Here is a 20,162-nt window from a genome sequence, read left to right on the forward strand (position 1 = left end):
AGTACCTGTGGGAACAAGGTGTTGCAGCAGTCAGCGCACGCCAGGCGAAACGATGATCTTCACGTTCTCCTCTTTGTTGTTCACCAGTTCCTCGAAGCCCAGTTCGACAATCTGCTCCAACCCGATCCGCCCGGTCACCAGCGGGCGAATATCCAGCCGGCCATCCGCAATGAAGGCAATCACATCGGCAAACTCGCCGTTGTACGCCAACGCTCCCAGTACCTGCTTCTCGGTGGATACCAATTCGAAGAAGTTGAACTCGCTAGGCTCTTCAAAAATACCCACCAGCACGCACTTACCCGCCTTGCGGATGGTGTCGATGGCCAGCTTGGCCGTGTGCTTGTTGCCGATGCACTCAAAGCTCACATCGGCCCCCAGCCCGGCGGTCAGTGCACGGATTTCCGCCAGCGCGTCGCACTGGCTAGGGTCCAGCACCACGTTGGCGCCTACCTCTTTGGCCTTGGCCTTGCGCGCCGAGGACATTTCCAGCGCAATCACTTGCGCCGCGCCCGCAGCCTTGGCGCACATGATGGTACACAGGCCGATGGTGCCTGCACCCACCACCACAACCGTTTGCCCAAGCAGGCTGCCGGCCTTTTTCACCGCGTGCATACCCACCGCCAGCGGCTCGATCAGTGCCCCCGCCTCTGGCGGGAAGCCTTGCGGCAAGCGGTACAGCAGGTTGGCGGGTACGTTGACCAGCTCGGCAAAGGCGCCATTGTTCATCAGGCCGGTGAACGCCAGGCGCTCGCAGATGTTGTACAGGCCGTGGGTGCAGTAATAGCAAGTACCACAATGCTGGCAGGCGTCCGCCGCCACCGGGTCACCTACCGCAAAACCCTCCACGCCTTCGCCAAGCTTGGCGATCTGGCCGCAGAATTCGTGGCCGAGGATGCACTGGCCCTGGATGCCGGTCAGCGGGTGCGGTGCCTCCACCGGGATGAACACCGGGCCGGCGACGTATTCGTGCAGGTCGGAGCCGCAGATGCCGCACCAGTCCACCTTGATCTGCACCCAGCCGGGTGCCGGGTCGGCTGGTAGGGGTACCTGTTCGACGCGAATGTCATTGCGGCCATGCCAGACGGCGGCGCGCATGTGGGTGTGGCTCAGGTCATTCATTGTTGTTCTCCAGGCTCACGGGAAAGGGCTTAGTGCTTTCGCAGGAATGCGAGCACCTGCTGGTTGACCTGTTCGGCCGCCTCCATCTGCACCATATGCCCGGCCTCTGGCAGCACCAGCACTTCGGCCTCCAGGCCCTCTGCGTGGCTGGCCGGGATAATCGCGTCCTTGCCGCCCCATACCACCAGTGCCGGATGCTGCCCCAGCACGCCGCGCAGTTCATGGCGCTGGCGGTCACCCTCGGCAATGGCCGATGCCAACTGGCGCAAGGCGTTATCAACACCTTCCAGGCGCTTGAACTTGAGCATGTCTTCCAGCATCTGCCGGGTGACCAGTGCCGGGTCGGCGAACAGCTGCACCATCTGCGGTTTGAGGGCGTTGCGGTTTGCGGCGGCAACAAAGCCTTGCAGGTACTGCCCATTGATTGCCTCACCCAGGCCGGCACTGGCGATCAGGCTCAGGCTGGCCACCCGCTGCGGCGCCAGGCGCGCCACGTTCAGGCTGACCGCGCCACCCATGGAGTGGCCGGCCAGGTGGGCTTTGGCGATATCCAGGTGGTCGAGCAGGGCCAGTACGGTTTCGCTCAGTTCATCCAGGTCGCCCCGTTGCAGGGCCTTGGCCGACTCGCCGTGCCCCGGCAGGTCGAGGGCGATCACCCGGCGGTCGGCTGCCAGCGCCGGGTGGTTGAACAGCCAGTTGTTGAGGTCGCCGCCGAAGCCGTGTACCAGTATCAGCGGCGTACCGCCTTCGCCCAGTTCGAACCAGCGCAACAGGCGGCCGCCCACTTCAGCCTTCTGCGGGGCCGGCCCTTGTGCCTGATCGGCGCCTCCTTCGGCGACGAACTCGGCCTGGAAGCGCTGTACCACCGCGTCGATCTCGGCGTCCTCGGCTTCGCCTTCCACCACCACCGCCAGTAGCGCGCCGACCGGCAAGGTTTCATCCGGTTTGGCCACCTGGCGGCGCAGTACGCCACTGAACGGGGCTTCGACGCTGCTGCTGATCTTGTCGGTCTCGACGTCCAGCACCTCGTCGCCCTTGTTGATTTCGTCGCCTTCCTGCTTGAGCCAGGCGTCCACCCGGCCCTCGGTCATCGAAAGGCCCCACTTGGGCATGGTCAGGGTATGGATCTGGCTCATGCGGCACTCCTTGCAGCTTCGATCACCTTGCGCACGGCAGCTTCGATCTTCGCCGCGTCAGGGATGTACAGGTCTTCCAGGGCATCGGAGAACGGCACCGGGGTGTGCGGTGCGGTGACCATTTCGATCGGGCCCTTGAGCGCGCCGAAGGCCTTCTGCGCCACCAGCGCGCTGATGTCGGTGGCCATGGAGCAACGCGGGTTGGCTTCGTCGATCACCACCAGGCGGCCGGTTTTTTCCACGCTTTCCAGAATGCTGTCTTCGTCCAGCGGGCTGGTGGTGCGCAGGTCCAGCACCTCGCAGTCGATGCCCTGGCGGGCCAGGTTGTTGGCAGCCTCCAGCGCCACATGCACCATGCGCCCGTAAGTGACCAGGGTCACATCGTCACCATCGCGCAGGAAGTTGGCCTCGCCGAACGGTACGGTGTACACCTCTTCCGGCACCTCCCCCTGCATGCTGTACAGCAGCTTGTGCTCGCAGAAGATCACCGGGTCGTTGTCGCGGATCGCCTGGATCAACAGGCCTTTGGCATCGTAAGGCGAGGACGGGCACACCACTTTCAGGCCCGGGATGTGCGTCCACAGCGAGGTGAGCATCTGCGAGTGCTGGGCCGCCGCACGCAGGCCGGCGCCATACATGGTGCGCATCACCAGCGGGGTGACTGCCTTGCCGCCGAACATGTAGCGGAACTTGGCGGCCTGGTTAAGGATCTGGTCCAGGCAGCAGCCGGCGAAGTCGACGAACATCAGCTCGCACACCGGGCGCAGGCCCTGGGTGGCGGCACCGACGGCGGCCCCGACATAGCCGATTTCCGATAGCGGCGCGTCCAGCACGCGGCCCGGAAACTGGTGGTACAGGCCTTTGGTCACGCCCAGCACGCCACCCCAGGCGTCATCCTCGCCCGGGGCGCCGGCACCGCCGGCCACGTCTTCGCCAATGATGAACACCGTACTGTCGCGCCGCATTTCCTGGGCCAGGGCTTCGTTGATGGCCTGCTGGTAGCTGATCTTTCTTGCCATGGTGGTTCTCCTGTTGTTCTTGTAATCCGCGGCTCAGGGGTAGGCGACGTAAACGTCGGTGAGCAGGTCGGCGGGCTGTGGCTTGGGATCGGACTTGGCGCGGCGCACGGCGTCCTCGATAAGGTCTTCGATGCGGGCGTCGATGGCGTCCAGTTGCTCGGCAGTGAGCAGGCCGGCTCGGGTGGTCTTGTTGCGGAACTGCATGAGGCAATCGCGGGATTCGCGCAGGTTCTTCACTTCATCCGGGGCGCGGTAGGTTTGCGCATCGCCTTCGAAGTGGCCGTAGTAGCGGCTGAGCTTGACCTCGATCAGCGACGGGCCTTGCCCGGAGCGTGCGCGCTCGATGGCCGCGCCAGCGGCCTCGTACACCGCAAAAAAGTCGAAACCATCGATGGTGACACCCGGCATGCCGAAACCGGCGGCGCGGTCGGCAATATGGTCGCAGGCTACGGACCAATTGGAGGCAGTTGCCTCGGCATAGCCGTTGTTTTCGGCCACGAAGATGCAGGGCAGGTTCATGATCGACGCCATGTTCATGGCCTCGAACACCGCACCTTCGTTGGAGGCGCCATCGCCGAAGAAGGCCACCGATACATCGTCGCGGCCTTTGATCTTGGCGGCCAGCGCCGCCCCGGCTACCAGCGGGGCGCCAGCGCCGACGATGCCGTTGGCGCCGAGCATGCCTTTTTCCAGGTCGGCAATGTGCATCGAGCCGCCCTTGCCGCCACATACGCCGGTCTTCTTGCCGTAGATCTCGGCCATCATGCCGTACACGTCCACGCCCTTGGCGATGCAGTGGCCATGACCACGGTGGGTTGACGCGATGCAGTCGCTGTCGCGCAAATGGGCCATGACCCCGGCGGCCGAGGCCTCTTCGCCAGCGTACAAGTGGACAAAGCCTGGGATCTCGCCGGTGGCGAATTCCACATGCAGGCGTTCTTCGAAGGCACGGATGGTGCGCATCACTTCATAGGCATGCAGCAGTTGTTCGGGACTCAGTTGATTGGACATCTTGTTGTTCTCCAGGGTTGTCTCAACGCGGGGATGCAGGGTGCAGCCGGTGGCCGCGCGGTACGGCCAGCAGGTGATGGCGGGCGGCATGCGCCAGTACGGCCTCGACATCCACGCTCAACGGGCCTTGGTGGTCGAGGGTGACGGTGGGCGTGTCGTGCTCGGCGAATTCGATCTCGCGTTCGCCGTCCAGGGCCAGGGTGCCGCTGGTCAGGCTCAGGCGATGGGCAACGCCAGGTGTCAGCGGGCCGCTGGCGGTGATGCCGCAGGCTTGCAGCAGGCCGGGCGCCAGCGGCGCGAGCAATGCTTGTTCGGCGCCGGGGTAAAGGCGTACCCAGGCGCCGTGCGGGTCTTGGCGTGACACTGGGCACCACAGGCCGCACAGGGCCGAGAGGCCGATGGCATGGGGTTCGGCGAAGCAGGCGAAGACTTCGCTCAGGTCCTCGCTGCGGCTGAGCGCACGGGCGCCGATGAAGCGCTGTGGCGACACGGCCACTTCGACCAAGGCCCATTCGGCCAGCTGTTGCTCGGGCACGCTTACCAGCAGGCGCTTGTTACGGCGCAGGCCGATGCTGGCGGGTACCAGGCCGCTGGCGAACAGGCCACCGGCAAGGCCAGCGCTGGTGGCTTCGCGCAGTTCGGGGAACGCATTGTTGGTGCCGGTGGACAACGTCAGCAGCGGCACGTCACCGGCCTCGGCAGCGACTGCCTTGTGGGTGCCATCGCCACCGAGCACGGCGATCATCGCCACGCCGCGCTCGACCATGCACCGGGTGGCCAGGCGAGTGTCGGCAACGGTCTGGTTCAGCGGCAGGTCGAGTATTTCGAGGTCAGGCCAGTGCTGGTTTCGGGCGCCCGGGCCCTGGCTGGCCTTGAGCACGGCAGCGGCGATGCCGGTCATGTCGCTGGGCAACAGCACCTGGCCGATACCGGTGGCACCGAAGGCCGCCAGCAGGCGCTGGATGGCCGAGGCCTTGTCGGTGCTGGAATAGAGCCCGGCATTGGCGGTCAGGCGGCGCAGGTCGCGGCCAGAGGCAGGGTTGGCAATGATCCCGACAATCGGGGCGGGTAGCGGCATGGCGCACCTCGTATTTTTGTTTGCCAAGGCAGGAGCAAGCGCGGTGCCAGCTTTCTTTTATTTGGCTGAAGTGGCCGGGATAGAAGGCTTTGATTGCGTTCTGGCATGCCTGTGCCACGGTGCTGGCGAGACGCCGGGTGCCAGTGCCAGGCCGGCATTGCCGAGACGCTGAGACGCGGCGTCTCAAGCCAGCCGGTAATCACACAGTGCTTGTCGGGGCATGCCCAGAGGCGCTTAATGGCCGGACAACGATAAAAACAGCAACGAGAACCGGAGGGCCTGAATGCTTGCCGCGAACTCCCGAGCCCATGTCGACTGCGTCAGCAGGGTGTTGAAGAATGCCGACCGCCTGCCGCAGGCGCCGGTGCCACCGCTGATTCTCGATTCATGGCGCCGCTCCATGGACCTTTACCGCCTCGACCCGGGGTCCCAGCAGGGGCCGCGTATCCTTTCCCAAAGCCTGCTGAACGAGTGCCGCGAACGCGCCGAACTGTTCCTGCGCATCGCCAGCGATGCTGTGGCTCGCCTGCACGAACGGGTACGCGGTGCCGACTACTGCGTACTGCTGACCGATGCCCAGGGGCGCACCATCGATTACCGGGTCGAGTCGGCCATCCGCAACGACTGCCGCAAGGCCGGGCTGTACCTGGGCACCTGCTGGTCGGAAGGCGAGGAGGGTACCTGCGGCGTGGCGGCGGTGTTGACCACCAAGGCCCCGGTCACCGTGCACAAGCGCGACCACTTCCGCGCTGCGTTCATCGGCCTGACCTGCACGGCGGCACCGGTATTCGACCCGCTGGGCGAGTTGTTGGGCGTGGTGGATGTGTCAGCCTTGCAGTCGCCAGACGACCGCCGTAGCCAGCACCTGATCCGCCAACTGGTTGAGCAGACCGCCCGCGAGATCGAAAACGCCTTTTTCATGCACAGTGCCCAAGGCCACTGGGTGATGCGCGCCCACGGCACGCCGGGTTATGTGGAAAGCCAGCCGGACTACCTGCTGGCCTGGGATGCCGATGGCCGCCTGCAGGCGATCAACAGCCTGGCGCGGCAACGGCTGGTGGAGCGCCTGGGGCGCTTGCCCGAGCATATCGGTGAGCTGTTCGACATCGACCAGCTACGCCGGGTGAGCGCGGCGTCGGCCCAGCGCCTGCCGGGTCTGGGGGGGCTCTATGGTCGGGTCAGCGCCCCACGGCAACGCCAGCGCGCGCAGCCGTTGCGCCAGGCCCAGGACGCACGCATCGAACAGCACCTGCGCCTGGCCACGCGGGTCAAGGACTGCAATCTGGCGGTACTGGTGCAAGGGGAGACCGGGGCTGGCAAAGAAGTGTTCGCCCGCCAACTGCACCAGCAAAGCCAGCGCCGGGATGGCCCGTTCGTCACGCTGAACTGTGCGGCCATTCCGGAAAGCCTGATCGAGAGCGAGCTGTTTGGTTACGTGGCTGGGGCCTTTACCGGGGCCTCCAGCAAAGGCATGCAAGGGCTGTTGCAGCAGGCCGATGGCGGCACGCTGTTCCTCGACGAAATCGGCGACATGCCGCTGAACCTGCAAACGCGCTTGTTACGGGTGCTGGCCGAAGGTGAAGTGGCGCCGCTGGGCGCCGCACGGCGTGAGCGTGTGGACATCCAGGTGATCTGCGCCACCCATCGCGACCTGGCCGCGATGGTTGAGGACGGGCGTTTTCGTGAAGACCTGTACTTCCGCCTGGCCAATGCCCGCTTCGAGTTGCCGCCGCTGCGGGAGCGTGAGGATCGGTTGGGGCTGATTCATCAGCTGCTGGCCGAGGAGGCCGATGCGTGTGCTGTCGAGGTGGTGTTGGCAGATGATGCGCTGCAAGCATTGCTGGTTTACCGTTGGCCGGGAAACTTGCGCCAGCTGCGGCAGGTGTTGCGCTATGCCTGCGCGGTGAGTGAAGGCGGGCAGGTGCAATTGCAGGACTTGCCGCAGGAGGTGCGCGGTGAAGCGGTTGCTTCGCCTGAAAGCAGCGTGTCTTGCCCGGCCCGGCAATTGTTGCTGGATGCACTGATTCGCCATCGCTGGAAGCCGGCCGATGCGGCGCGGGCGTTGGGGATATCGCGGGCGACGCTGTATCGGCGGGTGCATGAGCACCGCATCGAAATGCCGCGCATGAAGGGATAGGCCCTCAGGCCCTGACAGGCAATAAAAAACCCCGGCGCAAGGCCGGGGTTCTGGTGCATCACACTACTCGATCAATGCTCGTTGGCCAGCTTGTGTTCGAGGTAATGAATGTTGACGCCGCCTTTGCAGAAACCTTCATCACGCACCAGGTCGCGGTGCAGCGGGATGTTGGTCTTGATGCCGTCGACGACGATTTCGTCCAGGGCATTGCGCATGCGCGCCATGGCTTCGTCGCGGTCCTTGCCGTAGGTGATCAGCTTGCCGATCAGCGAGTCGTAGTTCGGCGGAACCGAATAACCGCTGTACAGGTGCGAATCGACGCGTACGCCGTTGCCGCCCGGGGCGTGGAAGTGCTTCACCTTGCCTGGGCTCGGGATGAACTTCTTCGGGTCTTCGGCGTTGATACGGCATTCCAGCGAGTGGCCACGAATCACCACGTCTTCCTGGCGGTACGACAGCTTGTTGCCAGCGGCGATGCTCAGCATCTCCTTGACGATGTCGATACCGGTCACCATCTCGGACACCGGGTGCTCAACCTGCACACGGGTGTTCATCTCGATGAAGTAGAAGCGGCCGTTTTCGTACAGGAACTCGAACGTACCCGCACCACGGTAGCCGATCTCGATGCACGCATCGACGCAGCGCTTGAACACTTCCTGACGGGCTTTCTCGTCGATGCCCGGGGCTGGTGCTTCTTCCAGTACCTTCTGGTGACGGCGCTGCAGCGAGCAGTCACGGTCGCCCAGGTGAATGGCGTTACCCTGGCCGTCGGACAGTACCTGCACTTCCACGTGACGTGGGTTGGTCAGGAACTTCTCCAGGTACACCATCGGGTTGCCGAAGGCTGCACCGGCTTCGGTACGGGTGAGCTTGGCCGAGGCAATCAGGTCCTCTTCCTTGTGCACCACGCGCATGCCGCGACCACCACCACCACCGGCGGCCTTGATGATCACCGGGTAGCCGACGTCACGGGCGATCGCCAGGGCGACTTCTTCGTCTTCCGGCAGCGGGCCATCGGAGCCCGGTACGGTCGGTACGCCCGACTTGATCATCGCGTCCTTGGCCGAAACCTTGTCGCCCATCAGGCGAATGGTGTCGGCTTTCGGGCCGATGAAGGCGAAACCGGATTTTTCAACCTGCTCGGCGAAGTCGGCGTTTTCTGCCAGGAAGCCGTAGCCCGGGTGAATCGCGGTGGCGCCGGTGACTTCGGCGGCAGCGATGATTGCCGGGATATGCAGGTAGGAATCCTTGGACGATGCAGGACCGATGCAGACCGACTCGTCTGCCAGGCCCAGGTGCATCAGTTCACGGTCGGCGGTGGAGTGCACAGCGACGGTTTTGATGCCCAGCTCTTTGCAGGCACGCAGGATCCGCAGGGCAATTTCCCCGCGGTTGGCGATCAGGACTTTTTCGAGCTTCCCAGACATCGTTGGCTCTCCGCGATTCAAACGACGGTGAACAGCGGCTGGTCGAACTCAACCGGCTGGCCGTCTTCTACCAGGATGGCGTCGATGACACCGCCAACATCGGCTTCGATGTGGTTCATCATCTTCATGGCTTCGACGATGCACAGGGTGTCGCCTTTCTTCACGGTCTGGCCCACTTCAGCGAAGTTTGGCGAGGTTGGCGAAGGCTTGCGGTAGAAGGTACCTACCATTGGCGAGCGGATCACGGTGCCTTTCAGGGCCGGGGCGGCGGCAGCGGCTTCGGCGGCTGGAGCGGCAGCGGCAACCGGGGCGGCAACAGGTGCAGCAGCGGCTACCGGAGCCGGTGCGAAGTACTGTTGGGCAGCCGGGGTTTTGCTGTGACGGCTGATACGGACCGACTCTTCGCCTTCCTTGATCTCCAGTTCGTCGATGCCAGACTCTTCCAGCAGCTCGATCAGTTTCTTGACTTTACGGATATCCATTAATCATCAACTCCCAAAGGTTCGGTCAGGGGGCGAAATACAAAAAAACGTAACTGAACGTTTCTCTAGAACCCTGGCCCACTGAGGCCAGGGTTTTCATCATTTGGGCTGTGCGTTGGCAGCCAGTTGTTCCAGCGCGGACTCCAGGGCCAGGCGATAACCGCTGGCGCCCAGGCCGCAGATCACCCCTACGGCAACATCAGAAAAGTAGGAGTGGTGACGGAACGGTTCGCGTTTGTGCACGTTGGACAGGTGCACTTCGATGAATGGGATGCTCACCGCAAGCAATGCGTCACGTAATGCGACGCTTGTGTGGGTGAAAGCAGCCGGATTGATCAGGATGAAGTCCACACCCTCGTTGCGTGCGGCGTGAATACGGTCGATCAGTTCGTACTCGGCATTGCTCTGCAGGTATTGCAAATGGTGGCCTGCGGCGCGGGCACGTTGCTCCAGGTCCTGGTTGATCTGGGCCAGGGTCACGGCGCCGTAGTGGCCTGGCTCGCGGGTACCGAGCAGGTTGAGGTTGGGGCCGTGGAGCACCAGTAGCGTTGCCATCTGCGGATTCCTTGGATTTGTAGGGCAATTCGACACAGCGCGGCGAGTGTGCCGCAAAGCGACGGCAGGTGTCCAGTTCCCGGCAGTAGCCAGCACGATGTCCGAGATTCGCGCGAAGTATGTGACCAAATAATTAAATCTGGTCACCTATTTCAGGATTTTTCCCGGCACGGGGGAAGTTATAGACCGACTTTGCTGCGCACGCGTGTCAGAATTTGCGCAAATTCACCGGCGTTTATCTCGCCAATCACCCGATCGGCGGTCATTTCGCTGCCGTTCGCGGCAAAGAAGAGCAAGGCGGGGGGGCCGAACAGCTGATAGCGGTCGAGCAGCGTGCGTTGCTCGGCATTGCTCTCGGTGATGTCGAAACGCAGCAACTTGAAGCCGGTCAGCTGCGTTTGCACCTGTGGCGCGTTCAGCACTTCATGCTCGATCACCTTGCAGCTGATGCACCAGTCGGCGTACCAGTCCAGCAGCACGGGCTGGCCGGCCGCTTTGGCTTGGGCCAGCGCCGCGTCCAGTGCGGCGGGGGTGGTGATGGTTTGCCAGGCATCCGCCTTTGCCGCCGGGTTGTTGCCGCTGGCCGCCAGTGTTGCAACCGGCAGCGGGCGTAGCGGGTCGCCTTGGCCACTCAGCGCGCCATACCAGCACGCCAGGGCGTAGACCAGCAAGCCCAGGCCGAGCAGTTGGGCCAGGCGCTGGCGTGGGCTTTTTACGACGAACTCCAGGGCGCCGAGGAACAGCGCTACGCCAGCGGCGAGGAAGCCGACCAGCAGCAAGGTCACCGGGCCCGGCAGCACGCGGCTGAGCAAGCCGATGGCCAGCCCCAGCAGCAGGACACCGATGGCGTTTTTCACGGTATTCATCCAAGGGCCGCTTTTGGGCAGCCAGGCTGCGCCACCGGTGGCTACCAGCAGCAATGGCGCGCCCATGCCGAGGCCCAGGGCAAACAGCTTGAGCGCGCCGCCCACGGCATCGCCGCTGGCGCTGATGTATAGCAGGGCACCGGCCAAGGGGGCGGACACGCAAGGCGAAACCAGCAGGCTGGAAAGCACGCCGAGCACGGCCGCGCCGAGCAGCGAGCCACCCCGGGTGTGGTTGGCGACGTTGTTCAGGCGGTTGCTCAGGGCCTGCGGCAGCTTGAGTTCGAACAGGCCGAACATGGCCAGGGCGAACACCACGAAGAACAGCGCGAACGGCACCAGCACCCAGGCCGATTGCAGGCGCGCCTGCAGGTTAAGGCCGGCACCGAACAGGCCCATCAGCGCGCCAAGTACGGCGAAGCTGGCCGCCATCGGCAGCACGTAGGCCAGCGACAGTGCCAGCCCGCGCAGGCCGCCGACCTGGCCACGCAGCACCACGCCAGACAGGATCGGCAGCATCGGCAGCACGCACGGGGTGAAGGTCAGGCCAACCCCGGCAAGGAAGAACAGCAGCAGTGATTTCCAGTTCCAGGCGTGTTCCGCAGCGCCCGGCGTATTTGCGCCGCTTTCGCCCTCGATGCTCAGGCGTTCGGTTTCCGGTGGGTAGCACAGGCCCTTGTCGGCGCAGCCCTGGTAGCCCACCAGCAGGGTGAAGGCACGTGGGTCGGTGCGCGGCAGTTCGACGTCGACCACGCCGTGGTAAACCTCGACGTCGCCGAAGAACTCATCGTGTTTGGCCTCGCCTTTGGGGATATTGGGCGTGCCCAGGGCAATGTCGGCCGGCTCGGTGCGGAACTGGAAGCGGTGGCGGTAAAGGTAGTAGCCCTCGGTGGCGACGAAGCGCAGCTTGAGGGTGTGCGCATCGGCCTGGATCAGGCTGAGCTTGAAGGCCTCGTGCACCGGCAGGAAGTCGGCGTTATTGGACAGCGAAGCGGCCCCGAGGGTGGCGCTGGGGCGGTTGTCGAGCAGGCCCGTGGCGAAGGCAGGGCTGGCCAGCAGCAGGAACAGCAGGAAAAACAGGCGGCGCATGGCGGACTCGCGAGGTGGAACGTGCCGGGCATGATAGCGGAGTTGGTGGGGGATGGGGCCATGTGGGCTTAGGGGGCGACACATGGCCGCTGAAGATACTATGCCTGTGTCGGCCGTTTCACGATCCCTGTGCGGGCGACGCGATGGATGGCACCGGCTGCGCCGGTGTTCCCGGGCATGCCCGCTCCCACAGGTATCGCGCATGCTTCCTCATACCCTGAACGCCCCCACCGCCCGGTTCAGCTCGCCGCCCAGGCTCAGCAACTGCTCCCCTTGCTCACGCCCCTCGCCAATGCGCTGCAGGTTGTCTTCACCCAACTCATGAATCCGTTCGCTGTGGTCACGAATCTCACTCACCGCGCCGCTCTGCTGCGCCGTGACATCGGCAATCCGCACGGCAGTATCCGAGATGGTGCGAATGGCACAGACAATCTCATCCAGCGCGCCATCCGCCGCTTGGGCCTGGTTGGCTGTGGCCTCGGCATGCTCAAGCTGCGCACGCATCCCTGCCACCGAACTTCTCGCGGCTTGCTGCAGGCGGTCGATCAGTGCCTGAATCTCGCCGGTAGCCCCCGTGGTGCGTTGCGCCAGCGAGCGCACCTCATCGGCAACCACGGCAAAGCCACGGCCCATCTCACCCGCACGCGCCGCTTCGATGGCGGCGTTCAGCGCCAGCAGGTTGGTTTGCTCGGCAATCGAGCGGATCACCGTCAGTACCCCGCCGATGGTGGCCGACTCTTCCGCCAGTTGCTCGATCATGCGGGCGTTGCCTTGCACTTCATCAACCAGTTCACGCAAACCTGACAGGCTCTGGCCGATCACCGCCTGGCCTTGCTCCACCGCACGCCCGGCATCGCGGCTGGCGTCGGCGGCGGCGCTGGCATCACCTGCCACTTGCTGGATGGTCGCTTCCAGTTCGCCCAGGGCGTCGCGGATCTGCCCGGTATCGCCCGCCTGGCGTTCGGCGCCGTCGTGCAGGGCGGCGCTCATACCGGCCAGCGCGTGGCTGCTGCCCGCCACCTGTTCGGCGTTGTGGCGGATGGTGCCGACCAGTTCCACCAGGTACTGGCGCAGGCGGTTGAGCGACTCCTGGATGTCGCGCAGTTCGCGGTTGGTCTTGCCCAGGGTGATACCTTGGGCGAAGTCGCCTTCGGCCCACCGTGACAAGGCGGGTGCCAGGCCGGTGAGGGTACGCGTCAGACGGCGCTGCAGGGTGTCGATCAACAAGGCGATCAGCAGGATCAGGCCAATCATCAAACCCTGGATGATGCGCACCTCGGCGGCAATTTTCGCATGCTGGCCACGCACTTCGGGTTCCAATGCTGCGATGGCTAGCTGCACGGCCTCCAGGCGTTGATGAGTGCTGGCGGCCAGGGCGCCGCGGCGTTCGATTTGTTCGCGGGTACGCTGCAATTCAGCCGGGTAGCGGCTCAGCAGGCTTTGCAGTTCACGCTTTAGGCCAACCGCGATGTCTTCCTGCTGGGCATTGGCCTGGGTCTCAAGGCCCATCATCGCGGCGAAGTCGTCGGCACCGGACTCGGCGGCGCGGGTTACGCCAAGCAAGGGCAAGGCATCGATGGCTTGAGCCTGGGCGCGGATCAGTTGCAGCTCGCGCTCCACCTCGTCGGCAAGCTCCGGGCGGCCGCTGTTGACCAGTTTGTCCCGGGCCAGCGAAAGGCGGCTCAGGTGCACAGTGGCATCGAGCAATGGCAACAGGTAGCGGTTGGCATCGGCGTTGCCGCTGTCGCGAGCGTAGCCGGCCAGTTGTTCGACGTTGGCTCCCAGCTCCCGCTCGGCCTGCAGCAGCAGGGCTTGTGGGTCGCCGGCCAGTTTGCCAGCGGCCAGCAGCTCATTGGCAGTAAAAGCCTGCAGGCTGTCCAGGCTGGGGCGCAGTTTTTCGGCCAGCTCAACGGGCCAGTCGGCCAGGGCGGCCTGCAATTGCTGGTCGCCCTCCATGGCGGCGGCATGGCGAAGTGCGTCGCCGCTGGCCAGGTACGCCTGGATGTTGCGTGCCGTCTGGTTCTGAAACTGCTGAGACAGGCCCAGGTAACGCTCCATCATCTGGTAGGGGCGCTCGAGGGCGCGCTGCGACCACCACAAGGTGGCGCCCAAGGCGAGACACACGGTCACCAGCAACAGGGTGTTGAAATTGGTCAGCCACTTCAGGCGCATAGCCGCGAACTTCCTGCGCAGGTGAGTAGAGGTAGGCGCCTGAAGTTATTGCGATTTTGTGACCGGGTGATGACGACAAGGGGCTGGCGTCAGAAAAAAGTGGCACAGTGCCTGTATTGCTAAAACTGCTCAGGGTTCTACCCGCACTACACAGTTACGCCCGGCATGCTTGGCCCGGTACAGCGCCTCGTCCGCCGCACTGGCCATGGTCAGCGCATCGAGCCCGTCATCCAGCTGCACCACGCCGGCACTGAACGTGCACTGCAAATCCCGGGGTTGCGCCGGGTAGAGAATCTCGGCAAAGCGCCGGCGGATTTCGTCCAGCACCTTGTGTGCTGCGTCCAGCGCGGTGTTGGGCATGACAATGGCGAACTCCTCGCCACCGTAGCGGCCGATGAAATCGGTCTTGCGCAAACGCTGCTTGAGAAACAGGGCCAGGCTCTTGATCACCCGGTCGCCCATGGGGTGGCCATGGCGGTCGTTGATCTTCTTGAAATGGTCGATGTCGAGCATGGCAAAGCTCAACGGTTGCTGTTCACGGCGGGCGCGGAAGCTGCAGTCTTCCAGCAGTTGCAGGATGTGGGTGTGGTTGTACAGCCCGGTCAGGCTGTCGCGCACCATACGCGCCTTCAGGTGCCGGGCACGGGCGGCGCGGTTGCGCACGGTGGTGATCAGGTGGCGTGAGCGAAACGGTTTGGTCAGGAAGTCATCACCACCTTCGCTCATGGCGTCCAGCTGTTTGTCCAGGTCGTCTTCGGCAGACAGGTAGATGATCGGCACGCTCACGTAGCGGTCGCTGTGGCGAATCACCTTGGCCAGCTCCGGGCCGGTACAGGCTGGCATGTACAGGTCGAGAATGATCAGGTCGGGCTGGAAGTCGGCAAGCTCCGCCATGGTACGGATCGGGTCGGTCAGGCTGCGGGTCACCATACCGGCACCGGCCAGCACGCGCTCGGTGTACAGGGCCTGGGTGCGTGAGTCGTCGATGATCAGCACGCGCAGCGGGTCTTGCTGGGTGATGTGGGTCAGTAGTTCGACTTTTTCCAGCAGGCTGGAAGCTTCAAGGCTGCCGGTCAGAAAATCCTGGCCACCCGCGCGCACGGCGGCCAGGCGGGTCGGAGTGTCGGCTTCGTGGTGGCTGAAGAACAGCAGCGGAACAGGTTGCGCCAGCGCCTGCTGCACCCGGGCGGCCAGCAGCAAGCCTTGGCCTGCACCGGTGAAGTCGACGTCCATGATGATGGCCGAGGGTGGATATTCGTTGATTGAAGCGCAGAGCGCCGCAGCGCTGGGCAGCGCTTGCACCACCAGGCCGAAGAATTCCAGCTGCTGGGCCAGGCGCTGGGCGCGCTCGTGGTCCTGCAGCAGGATGTACACCGGTTTGCGCAGGGGCGGCAGCAGCACCTGGTCGAGCGGGTCATCCTTGCGCAGGCCGCTACGCGTCAGCTGCTGGGCGGGGCACTGCGGGCTCGGCTCGACTGCTTTGCTCATGTCCTGGCTACTTATAGGTTGGGGTGTGCAGGGGCAATGATGGCTCTATGCTAGCAGCTCTTTCCGAATACGTGAGTGCCCTGCATCAACAAAGCGGCCAGAACGAATATTCAGTTGCTGACCGATTGGTCGCTTATGCGTACGGGGGTGTCTGCTTTATAGTGCTGCCACACGGGCTTGCCGTGGCACCCTGGCGCAGGCCTGTGGTCCAAGCCCCTGAACCGTCGTGACTGATTAAGGACAAAGCCATGCTGGACTGGAAAAACCGCGAGGCCAAAGCCGAGCCCCGCGAGCGTGTCGATGGCCGCGGCGCTGCTGCCCGTAGCTACCTTGGCGGCCTTTGGAGCCGTGCCCTGGGGACCCTGATCGGGTTGTACCTGCTGGTGTGTATCGGCCTGGGCTGGTACTGGAGCCAGGAGCCTGCGCTGTTCCCGGTGCAGCAGAATGCCCAAGCCGCTGCCGAGCGCACCGGCCAGCAGATGGTGGTGGGTTATACCACCCTCGAAACCCTCAAGACCGTGGCCGGCACCTTGCTGAACAAGCCGGGCGGCTACATTTCCAACGACCGCTTCCCGCCCGGGCTGTGGATGGACAACATGCCGAGCTGGGAATACGGCGTGCTGGTCCAGGTACGCGACCTGTCCCGCGCCTTGCGCAAGGACTTTGCCCGTTCGCAGTCGCAGTCCACCGAAGACGCCGACCTGGCCAAGGCCGAGCCGCGCTTCAACTTCGACAACAAGAGCTGGATCTTGCCATCGAGCGAGTCGGAGTTCGAAGAGGGCATCAAGTCGCTGGGCCGCTACCAGACCCGCCTGGCTGCCGGCGACAAGGGCGCGATCTTCTACACCCGTGCCGACAACCTGAACAACTGGCTGGGTGACGTGGCCACCCGCCTGGGCTCGCTGTCGCAGCGCCTGTCGGCCAGCGTTGGCCGGGTGAAGCTGAACTCCACGCTGAAGACCGAGTCGGTGGTTGCCGGCCAGGCGCCGCAGGTGGATGAAGAGCTGGTGGAAACCCCATGGCTGCAGATCGACAACGTGTTCTACGAAGCCCGTGGCCAGGCCTGGGCGCTGTCGCACCTGCTGCGCGCCATCGAGGTGGACTTTGCCGACGTGCTGGCGAAGAAGAACGCCACAGTCAGCGTGCGTCAGATCATTCGTGAGCTGGAAGCCTCGCAAGAGCCACTGTGGAGCCCGATGGTGCTCAACGGCAGTGGCTTCGGCATGTGGGCCAACCACTCGCTGGTCATGGCCAACTACATTTCCCGGGCCAACGCTGCGGTCATCGACCTGCGTCAGCTGCTGTCGCAGGGTTGATAATGGCCATCAGCCCAAACGAGGCCGCCCACCGGGCGGCTTCCGACCGCGAACTGGTCACCTGGGTGGACGAAGCCGACCAGGTGCTAGGGGCGTTGCCGCGTGCTGAGCTGCGCGAGCGGGTTTTGATCGGGCGTTGCACGTTCATTCTGCTGTTCAACAGTGCCGGTGAGTTGTGCGTGCACCGGCGGACCTTGAGCAAAGCGCTGTACCCGGGGTACTGGGATGTGGCGGCGGGCGGCATGGTGACTGCCGGTGAGGGTTATGCCGAGTCGGCGGCGCGTGAGCTGGCCGAGGAGTTGGGCATTGAAGGGGTGGAGCTGCGGTTTCACGAGCGGTTCTATTTTGACCAGCCCGACAACCGTTTGTGGTGTGCGGTGTATTCGGCGGTGTCGGATGCGCCGTTGCGTTTGCAGCCGGAAGAGGTCATCGAGGCGCGTTTCGTCAGCCTTGAGTTGGCTGAAGAGGAAAGCCTGACGAAGCCTTACTGCCCGGACTCCTTGGCGGCGCTACAGCGCTACAAGGCCAGCCTGAAGTAAAGTTGGGGCTGAAAAGCAGCCCCATTGGCCGGATGGTCGCAAAACATTCGCAAAATGCCGCAATCCAGTACTTAGCAACCGCCCCATTTATCGTTAAACTGCGCGCCCTTTTCGGGCTGTCGCAGGATCTTGCGGCAGTAGCGCCGCCCCTGCCAGAGTGGGGCTTCGCGGTCGGCCTCTACCCCAAGGCACGACCAGTTTTTGTCCTCAGCACAGAGGAACAAAAGTGGCCAAGAAAGCTTCTTCCTTTTCCGCCCTTGGCGGTCTCGTGTACTCCACCGATGCCGGTCGACACTGCCCCGACTGTGGCCAGCCGGTGGACGCCTGCATCTGCAAGCAACAAATCATCCCCGAAGGCGACGGCATTGCCCGTGTGCGCCGTGAGAGCAAAGGCCGTGGCGGCAAGACCGTGACCACCGTCACCGGCGTGCCGCTGCCGCTCGACCAGCTCAAGGAGCTGGCGACCACGCTCAAGCGCCGCTGTGGTACCGGTGGCGCCCTGAAGGACGGAGTGATCGAGATCCAGGGCGACCATGTCGAGCTGTTGATCGGCGAGCTGACCAAACAGGGTTTCAAGGCGAAAAAGTCCGGCGGCTGAGGCCATCGGGCGATTTTTTGCCCAGCGCTTTCTAAACTCGTTCCCGTGGTCAAGGTCTATGCCTGGGCACGGATGAATCGTCATTTTCAGCTTTTACACTCGCTCCGCTGCCTGCGGGGCAGTGTCTTCGACTTATCTATAGGGGACTTGAATGTCCGTACGACGCACACGCAAAGACGATGGTAGCCAATGGACCGTGGCCGACAGCCGCAGTGTTTATGGCATCCGCCATTGGGGCGCTGGTTATTTCGCCATCAATGAAGCCGGGCGCGTCGAAGTGCGCCCCAACGGCCCCAAGAGCGCGCCGATCGACCTGTTCGAACAGGTCGACGAACTGCGTCAGAGCGGCCTGTCGCTGCCACTGTTGGTACGCTTCCCCGACATTCTGCAGGACCGCGTTCGCCAGCTGACCGGCGCGTTCGACGCCAACATCGCGCGCCTGGAATACCAGAGCAAGTACACCGCGCTGTACCCGATCAAGGTCAACCAGCAAGAAGCCGTGGTGGAAAACATCATCGCCACGCAGAACGTGTCGATTGGCCTGGAAGCCGGCTCCAAGCCCGAGCTGCTGGCCGTGCTGGCGCTGGCGCCAAAGGGCGGCACCATCGTCTGCAACGGCTACAAGGACCGCGAGTTCATCCGCTTGGCACTGATGGGCCAGAAGCTGGGCCACAACGTGTTCATCGTCATCGAGAAAGAGTCGGAAGTGGCTCTGGTGATCGAAGAAGCCGCCGAGCTCAAGGTGAAACCCCAGGTCGGCCTGCGCGTGCGCCTGTCGTCACTGGCTTCGAGCAAGTGGGCCGACACCGGTGGTGAAAAGTCCAAGTTCGGTTTGTCTGCCGCTCAGTTGCTCTCTGTGGTACAGCGCTTCCGCGATGCTGGCCTGGATCAGGGCATCCGCCTGCTGCACTTCCACATGGGCTCGCAGATCGCCAACCTGGCCGACTACCAGCACGGCTTCAAGGAAGCCATCCGTTACTACGGCGAGCTGCGTGCGCTGGGCCTGCCGGTGGACCACATCGACGTGGGCGGTGGCCTGGGGGTGGACTACGACGGTACCCACTCGCGCAATGCCAGTTCCATCAACTACGACATGGACGACTATGCCGGCGTGGTGGTGGGCATGCTCAAGGAGTTCTGCGACGCGCAGGGCCTGCCGCACCCGCACATCTTCTCCGAGAGTGGCCGTTCGTTGACCGCGCACCACGCCATGTTGGTGATTCAGGTCACCGACGTCGAGAAACACAACGACGACGTGCCGACCATCGAGAACAAGGAAGCCCTGCCCGAGACGGTGCAGTGGCTGGTCGACCTGCTGGGCCCGACCGACATCGAGATGGTGACCGAGACTTACTGGCGCGCCACCCATTACATGGGTGACGTGGCGGCGCAGTATGCCGATGGCAAGATCACCCTGGGCGAGAAAGCCCTGGCCGAGCAGTGCTACTTTGCCGTGTGCCGCCGCCTGCACAATTCGCTCAAGGCCCGCCAGCGCTCGCACCGCCAGGTACTGGACGAGCTGAACGACAAGCTCGCCGACAAGTACATCTGCAACTTCTCGGTGTTCCAGAGCCTGCCGGACACCTGGGCCATCGGCCAGGTGCTGCCGATCATCCCGCTGCACCGCCTGGACGAAGAGCCGATGCGCCGCGCCGTGCTGCAGGACCTGACCTGCGACTCCGACGGCAAGATCAACCAGTACGTCGACGAGCAGAGCATCGAGACCAGCATGCCGGTGCATGCGGTGAAAGAGGGCGAGGACTACTTGCTGGGCGTGTTCCTGGTGGGTGCCTACCAGGAAATTCTGGGGGACATGCACAACCTGTTCGGTGATACCGACTCGGTGAACATCTACCAGAATGCCGACGGTAGCGTGTATCACGCCGGTATTGAAACCCACGACACCATCGAAGACATGCTGCGCTATGTGCACCTGTCGCCGGAGGAGTTGATGACCCACTACCGCGACAAGGTGGCCAGTGCCAAGATCACTGCGCGTGAGCGGACCCAGTTCCTGGATGCGTTGCGTCTTGGGTTGACGCGGTCTTCCTATCTGTCGTCTTGAGTGCTGTAGCGCCTATGAGATCGCGCGCCGCCCGCGCGATCTCAAAGGCGCTGCAACACCCACGGCAT

At 63.9% G+C, this 20,162-nt stretch carries 16 protein-coding genes; 5 read left to right on the forward strand and 11 right to left on the reverse strand.

From position 1 onward, the window contains the following. Window positions 1–30 precede the first annotated feature (30 nt). Genes ACF8MI_RS06820 through ACF8MI_RS06840 form a run of 5 tightly spaced genes read right to left on the reverse strand, consistent with a single transcriptional unit; the run spans window position 31 to window position 5,363 of the window. Window positions 31–1,095, reverse strand: a complete 1,065-nt coding sequence (locus ACF8MI_RS06820; RefSeq protein WP_223625067.1) for a 2,3-butanediol dehydrogenase — start codon at window positions 1,093–1,095, stop codon at window positions 31–33. A gap of 53 nt (window positions 1,096–1,148) precedes the next feature. Further along, the gene (locus ACF8MI_RS06825) at window positions 1,149–2,255 is read right to left on the reverse strand and encodes an acetoin dehydrogenase dihydrolipoyllysine-residue acetyltransferase subunit (RefSeq protein ID WP_200929052.1); all 1,107 of its coding nucleotides are present in this window, start codon (window positions 2,253–2,255) and stop codon (window positions 1,149–1,151) included. Then, window positions 2,252–3,274 (reverse strand): alpha-ketoacid dehydrogenase subunit beta, encoded by a 1,023-nt coding sequence (locus ACF8MI_RS06830; protein ID WP_010951829.1) that lies wholly within the window; start codon window positions 3,272–3,274, stop codon window positions 2,252–2,254. The genes ACF8MI_RS06825 and ACF8MI_RS06830 overlap by 4 nt, the downstream gene beginning before the upstream one ends. 33 nt (window positions 3,275–3,307) lie before the next feature. Beyond that, a complete protein-coding gene (locus ACF8MI_RS06835; protein WP_060499574.1) occupies window positions 3,308–4,285 on the reverse strand; it encodes a thiamine pyrophosphate-dependent dehydrogenase E1 component subunit alpha in 978 nt (325 codons plus the stop codon). 22 nt (window positions 4,286–4,307) lie between these two features. Next, window positions 4,308–5,363, reverse strand: coding sequence for an ATP-NAD kinase family protein (locus ACF8MI_RS06840; RefSeq protein WP_060499517.1), 1,056 nt, complete (start codon window positions 5,361–5,363; stop codon window positions 4,308–4,310). A 283-nt stretch (window positions 5,364–5,646) separates the two neighbouring features. Between ACF8MI_RS06840 and ACF8MI_RS06845 the strand changes: the two genes are divergently transcribed. Further along, window positions 5,647–7,500 (forward strand): sigma-54-dependent Fis family transcriptional regulator, encoded by a 1,854-nt coding sequence (locus ACF8MI_RS06845; protein ID WP_060499516.1) that lies wholly within the window; start codon window positions 5,647–5,649, stop codon window positions 7,498–7,500. A 71-nt stretch (window positions 7,501–7,571) separates the two neighbouring features. On the opposite strand, the gene accC is transcribed toward ACF8MI_RS06845, so the two are convergent. From accC to ACF8MI_RS06875, 6 genes are all read right to left on the reverse strand, one after another. After that, a complete protein-coding gene (accC, locus tag ACF8MI_RS06850; protein WP_016715394.1) occupies window positions 7,572–8,927 on the reverse strand; it encodes an acetyl-CoA carboxylase biotin carboxylase subunit in 1,356 nt (451 codons plus the stop codon). A gap of 17 nt (window positions 8,928–8,944) precedes the next feature. Beyond that, a complete protein-coding gene (accB, locus tag ACF8MI_RS06855; protein WP_016715395.1) occupies window positions 8,945–9,409 on the reverse strand; it encodes an acetyl-CoA carboxylase biotin carboxyl carrier protein in 465 nt (154 codons plus the stop codon). 99 nt (window positions 9,410–9,508) lie between these two features. Next, window positions 9,509–9,964 (reverse strand): type II 3-dehydroquinate dehydratase, encoded by a 456-nt coding sequence (gene aroQ, locus ACF8MI_RS06860; RefSeq protein ID WP_003255330.1) that lies wholly within the window; start codon window positions 9,962–9,964, stop codon window positions 9,509–9,511. A gap of 179 nt (window positions 9,965–10,143) precedes the next feature. Continuing rightward, on the reverse strand, window positions 10,144–11,916 hold the full coding sequence (locus ACF8MI_RS06865; RefSeq protein WP_200929053.1) for a protein-disulfide reductase DsbD: 1,773 nt from the start codon (window positions 11,914–11,916) through the stop codon (window positions 10,144–10,146). Between the two features lie 210 nt (window positions 11,917–12,126). Continuing rightward, window positions 12,127–14,088, reverse strand: a complete 1,962-nt coding sequence (locus tag ACF8MI_RS06870) for a methyl-accepting chemotaxis protein (protein WP_200929054.1) — start codon at window positions 14,086–14,088, stop codon at window positions 12,127–12,129. A gap of 129 nt (window positions 14,089–14,217) precedes the next feature. Next, window positions 14,218–15,576 (reverse strand): diguanylate cyclase, encoded by a 1,359-nt coding sequence (locus ACF8MI_RS06875; RefSeq protein ID WP_060499513.1) that lies wholly within the window; start codon window positions 15,574–15,576, stop codon window positions 14,218–14,220. 248 nt (window positions 15,577–15,824) lie between these two features. Here ACF8MI_RS06875 and ACF8MI_RS06880 point away from each other — a divergent pair, with 248 nt between their 5' ends. The 4 genes from ACF8MI_RS06880 (at window position 15,825) to speA (ending at window position 20,094) form a co-directional block, all read left to right on the forward strand. Beyond that, entirely contained in the window at window positions 15,825–16,892 is a 1,068-nt protein-coding gene (locus ACF8MI_RS06880) for a DUF2333 family protein (protein ID WP_060499512.1), read from the forward strand. A gap of 2 nt (window positions 16,893–16,894) precedes the next feature. Continuing rightward, window positions 16,895–17,431: an NUDIX hydrolase gene (locus tag ACF8MI_RS06885; protein ID WP_060499511.1), complete on the forward strand. Its 537-nt coding sequence runs from the start codon at window positions 16,895–16,897 to the stop codon at window positions 17,429–17,431. A 226-nt stretch (window positions 17,432–17,657) separates the two neighbouring features. Beyond that, on the forward strand, window positions 17,658–18,029 hold the full coding sequence (locus ACF8MI_RS06890) for a translation initiation factor Sui1 (RefSeq protein ID WP_025754639.1): 372 nt from the start codon (window positions 17,658–17,660) through the stop codon (window positions 18,027–18,029). A gap of 151 nt (window positions 18,030–18,180) precedes the next feature. Continuing rightward, window positions 18,181–20,094, forward strand: a complete 1,914-nt coding sequence (speA, locus tag ACF8MI_RS06895) for an arginine decarboxylase (RefSeq protein ID WP_016715402.1) — start codon at window positions 18,181–18,183, stop codon at window positions 20,092–20,094. Window positions 20,095–20,162 lie beyond the last annotated feature (68 nt).

Source organism: Pseudomonas sp. yb_9 (assembly GCF_043103635.1).
GTDB classification, from domain to species: Bacteria; Pseudomonadota; Gammaproteobacteria; order Pseudomonadales; family Pseudomonadaceae; genus Aquipseudomonas; species Aquipseudomonas monteilii.

Bases quoted from the DNA above. Each gene is read 5' to 3' on its own strand.
- ACF8MI_RS06820 (WP_223625067.1), bottom strand. From the start codon at position 1,095: ATGCGCGCCGCCGTCTGGCATGGCCGCAATGACATTCGCGTCGAACAG.
- ACF8MI_RS06825 (WP_200929052.1), bottom strand. From the start codon at position 2,255: ATGAGCCAGATCCATACCCTGACCATGCCCAAGTGGGGCCTTTCGATG.
- ACF8MI_RS06830 (WP_010951829.1), bottom strand. From the start codon at position 3,274: ATGGCAAGAAAGATCAGCTACCAGCAGGCCATCAACGAAGCCCTGGCC.
- ACF8MI_RS06835 (WP_060499574.1), bottom strand. From the start codon at position 4,285: ATGTCCAATCAACTGAGTCCCGAACAACTGCTGCATGCCTATGAAGTG.
- ACF8MI_RS06840 (WP_060499517.1), bottom strand. From the start codon at position 5,363: ATGCCGCTACCCGCCCCGATTGTCGGGATCATTGCCAACCCTGCCTCT.
- ACF8MI_RS06845 (WP_060499516.1), top strand. From the start codon at position 5,647: ATGCTTGCCGCGAACTCCCGAGCCCATGTCGACTGCGTCAGCAGGGTG.
- accC (WP_016715394.1), bottom strand. From the start codon at position 8,927: ATGTCTGGGAAGCTCGAAAAAGTCCTGATCGCCAACCGCGGGGAAATT.
- accB (WP_016715395.1), bottom strand. From the start codon at position 9,409: ATGGATATCCGTAAAGTCAAGAAACTGATCGAGCTGCTGGAAGAGTCT.
- aroQ (WP_003255330.1), bottom strand. From the start codon at position 9,964: ATGGCAACGCTACTGGTGCTCCACGGCCCCAACCTCAACCTGCTCGGT.
- ACF8MI_RS06865 (WP_200929053.1), bottom strand. From the start codon at position 11,916: ATGCGCCGCCTGTTTTTCCTGCTGTTCCTGCTGCTGGCCAGCCCTGCC.
- ACF8MI_RS06870 (WP_200929054.1), bottom strand. From the start codon at position 14,088: ATGCGCCTGAAGTGGCTGACCAATTTCAACACCCTGTTGCTGGTGACC.
- ACF8MI_RS06875 (WP_060499513.1), bottom strand. From the start codon at position 15,576: ATGAGCAAAGCAGTCGAGCCGAGCCCGCAGTGCCCCGCCCAGCAGCTG.
- ACF8MI_RS06880 (WP_060499512.1), top strand. From the start codon at position 15,825: ATGCTGGACTGGAAAAACCGCGAGGCCAAAGCCGAGCCCCGCGAGCGT.
- ACF8MI_RS06885 (WP_060499511.1), top strand. From the start codon at position 16,895: ATGGCCATCAGCCCAAACGAGGCCGCCCACCGGGCGGCTTCCGACCGC.
- speA (WP_016715402.1), top strand. From the start codon at position 18,181: ATGTCCGTACGACGCACACGCAAAGACGATGGTAGCCAATGGACCGTG.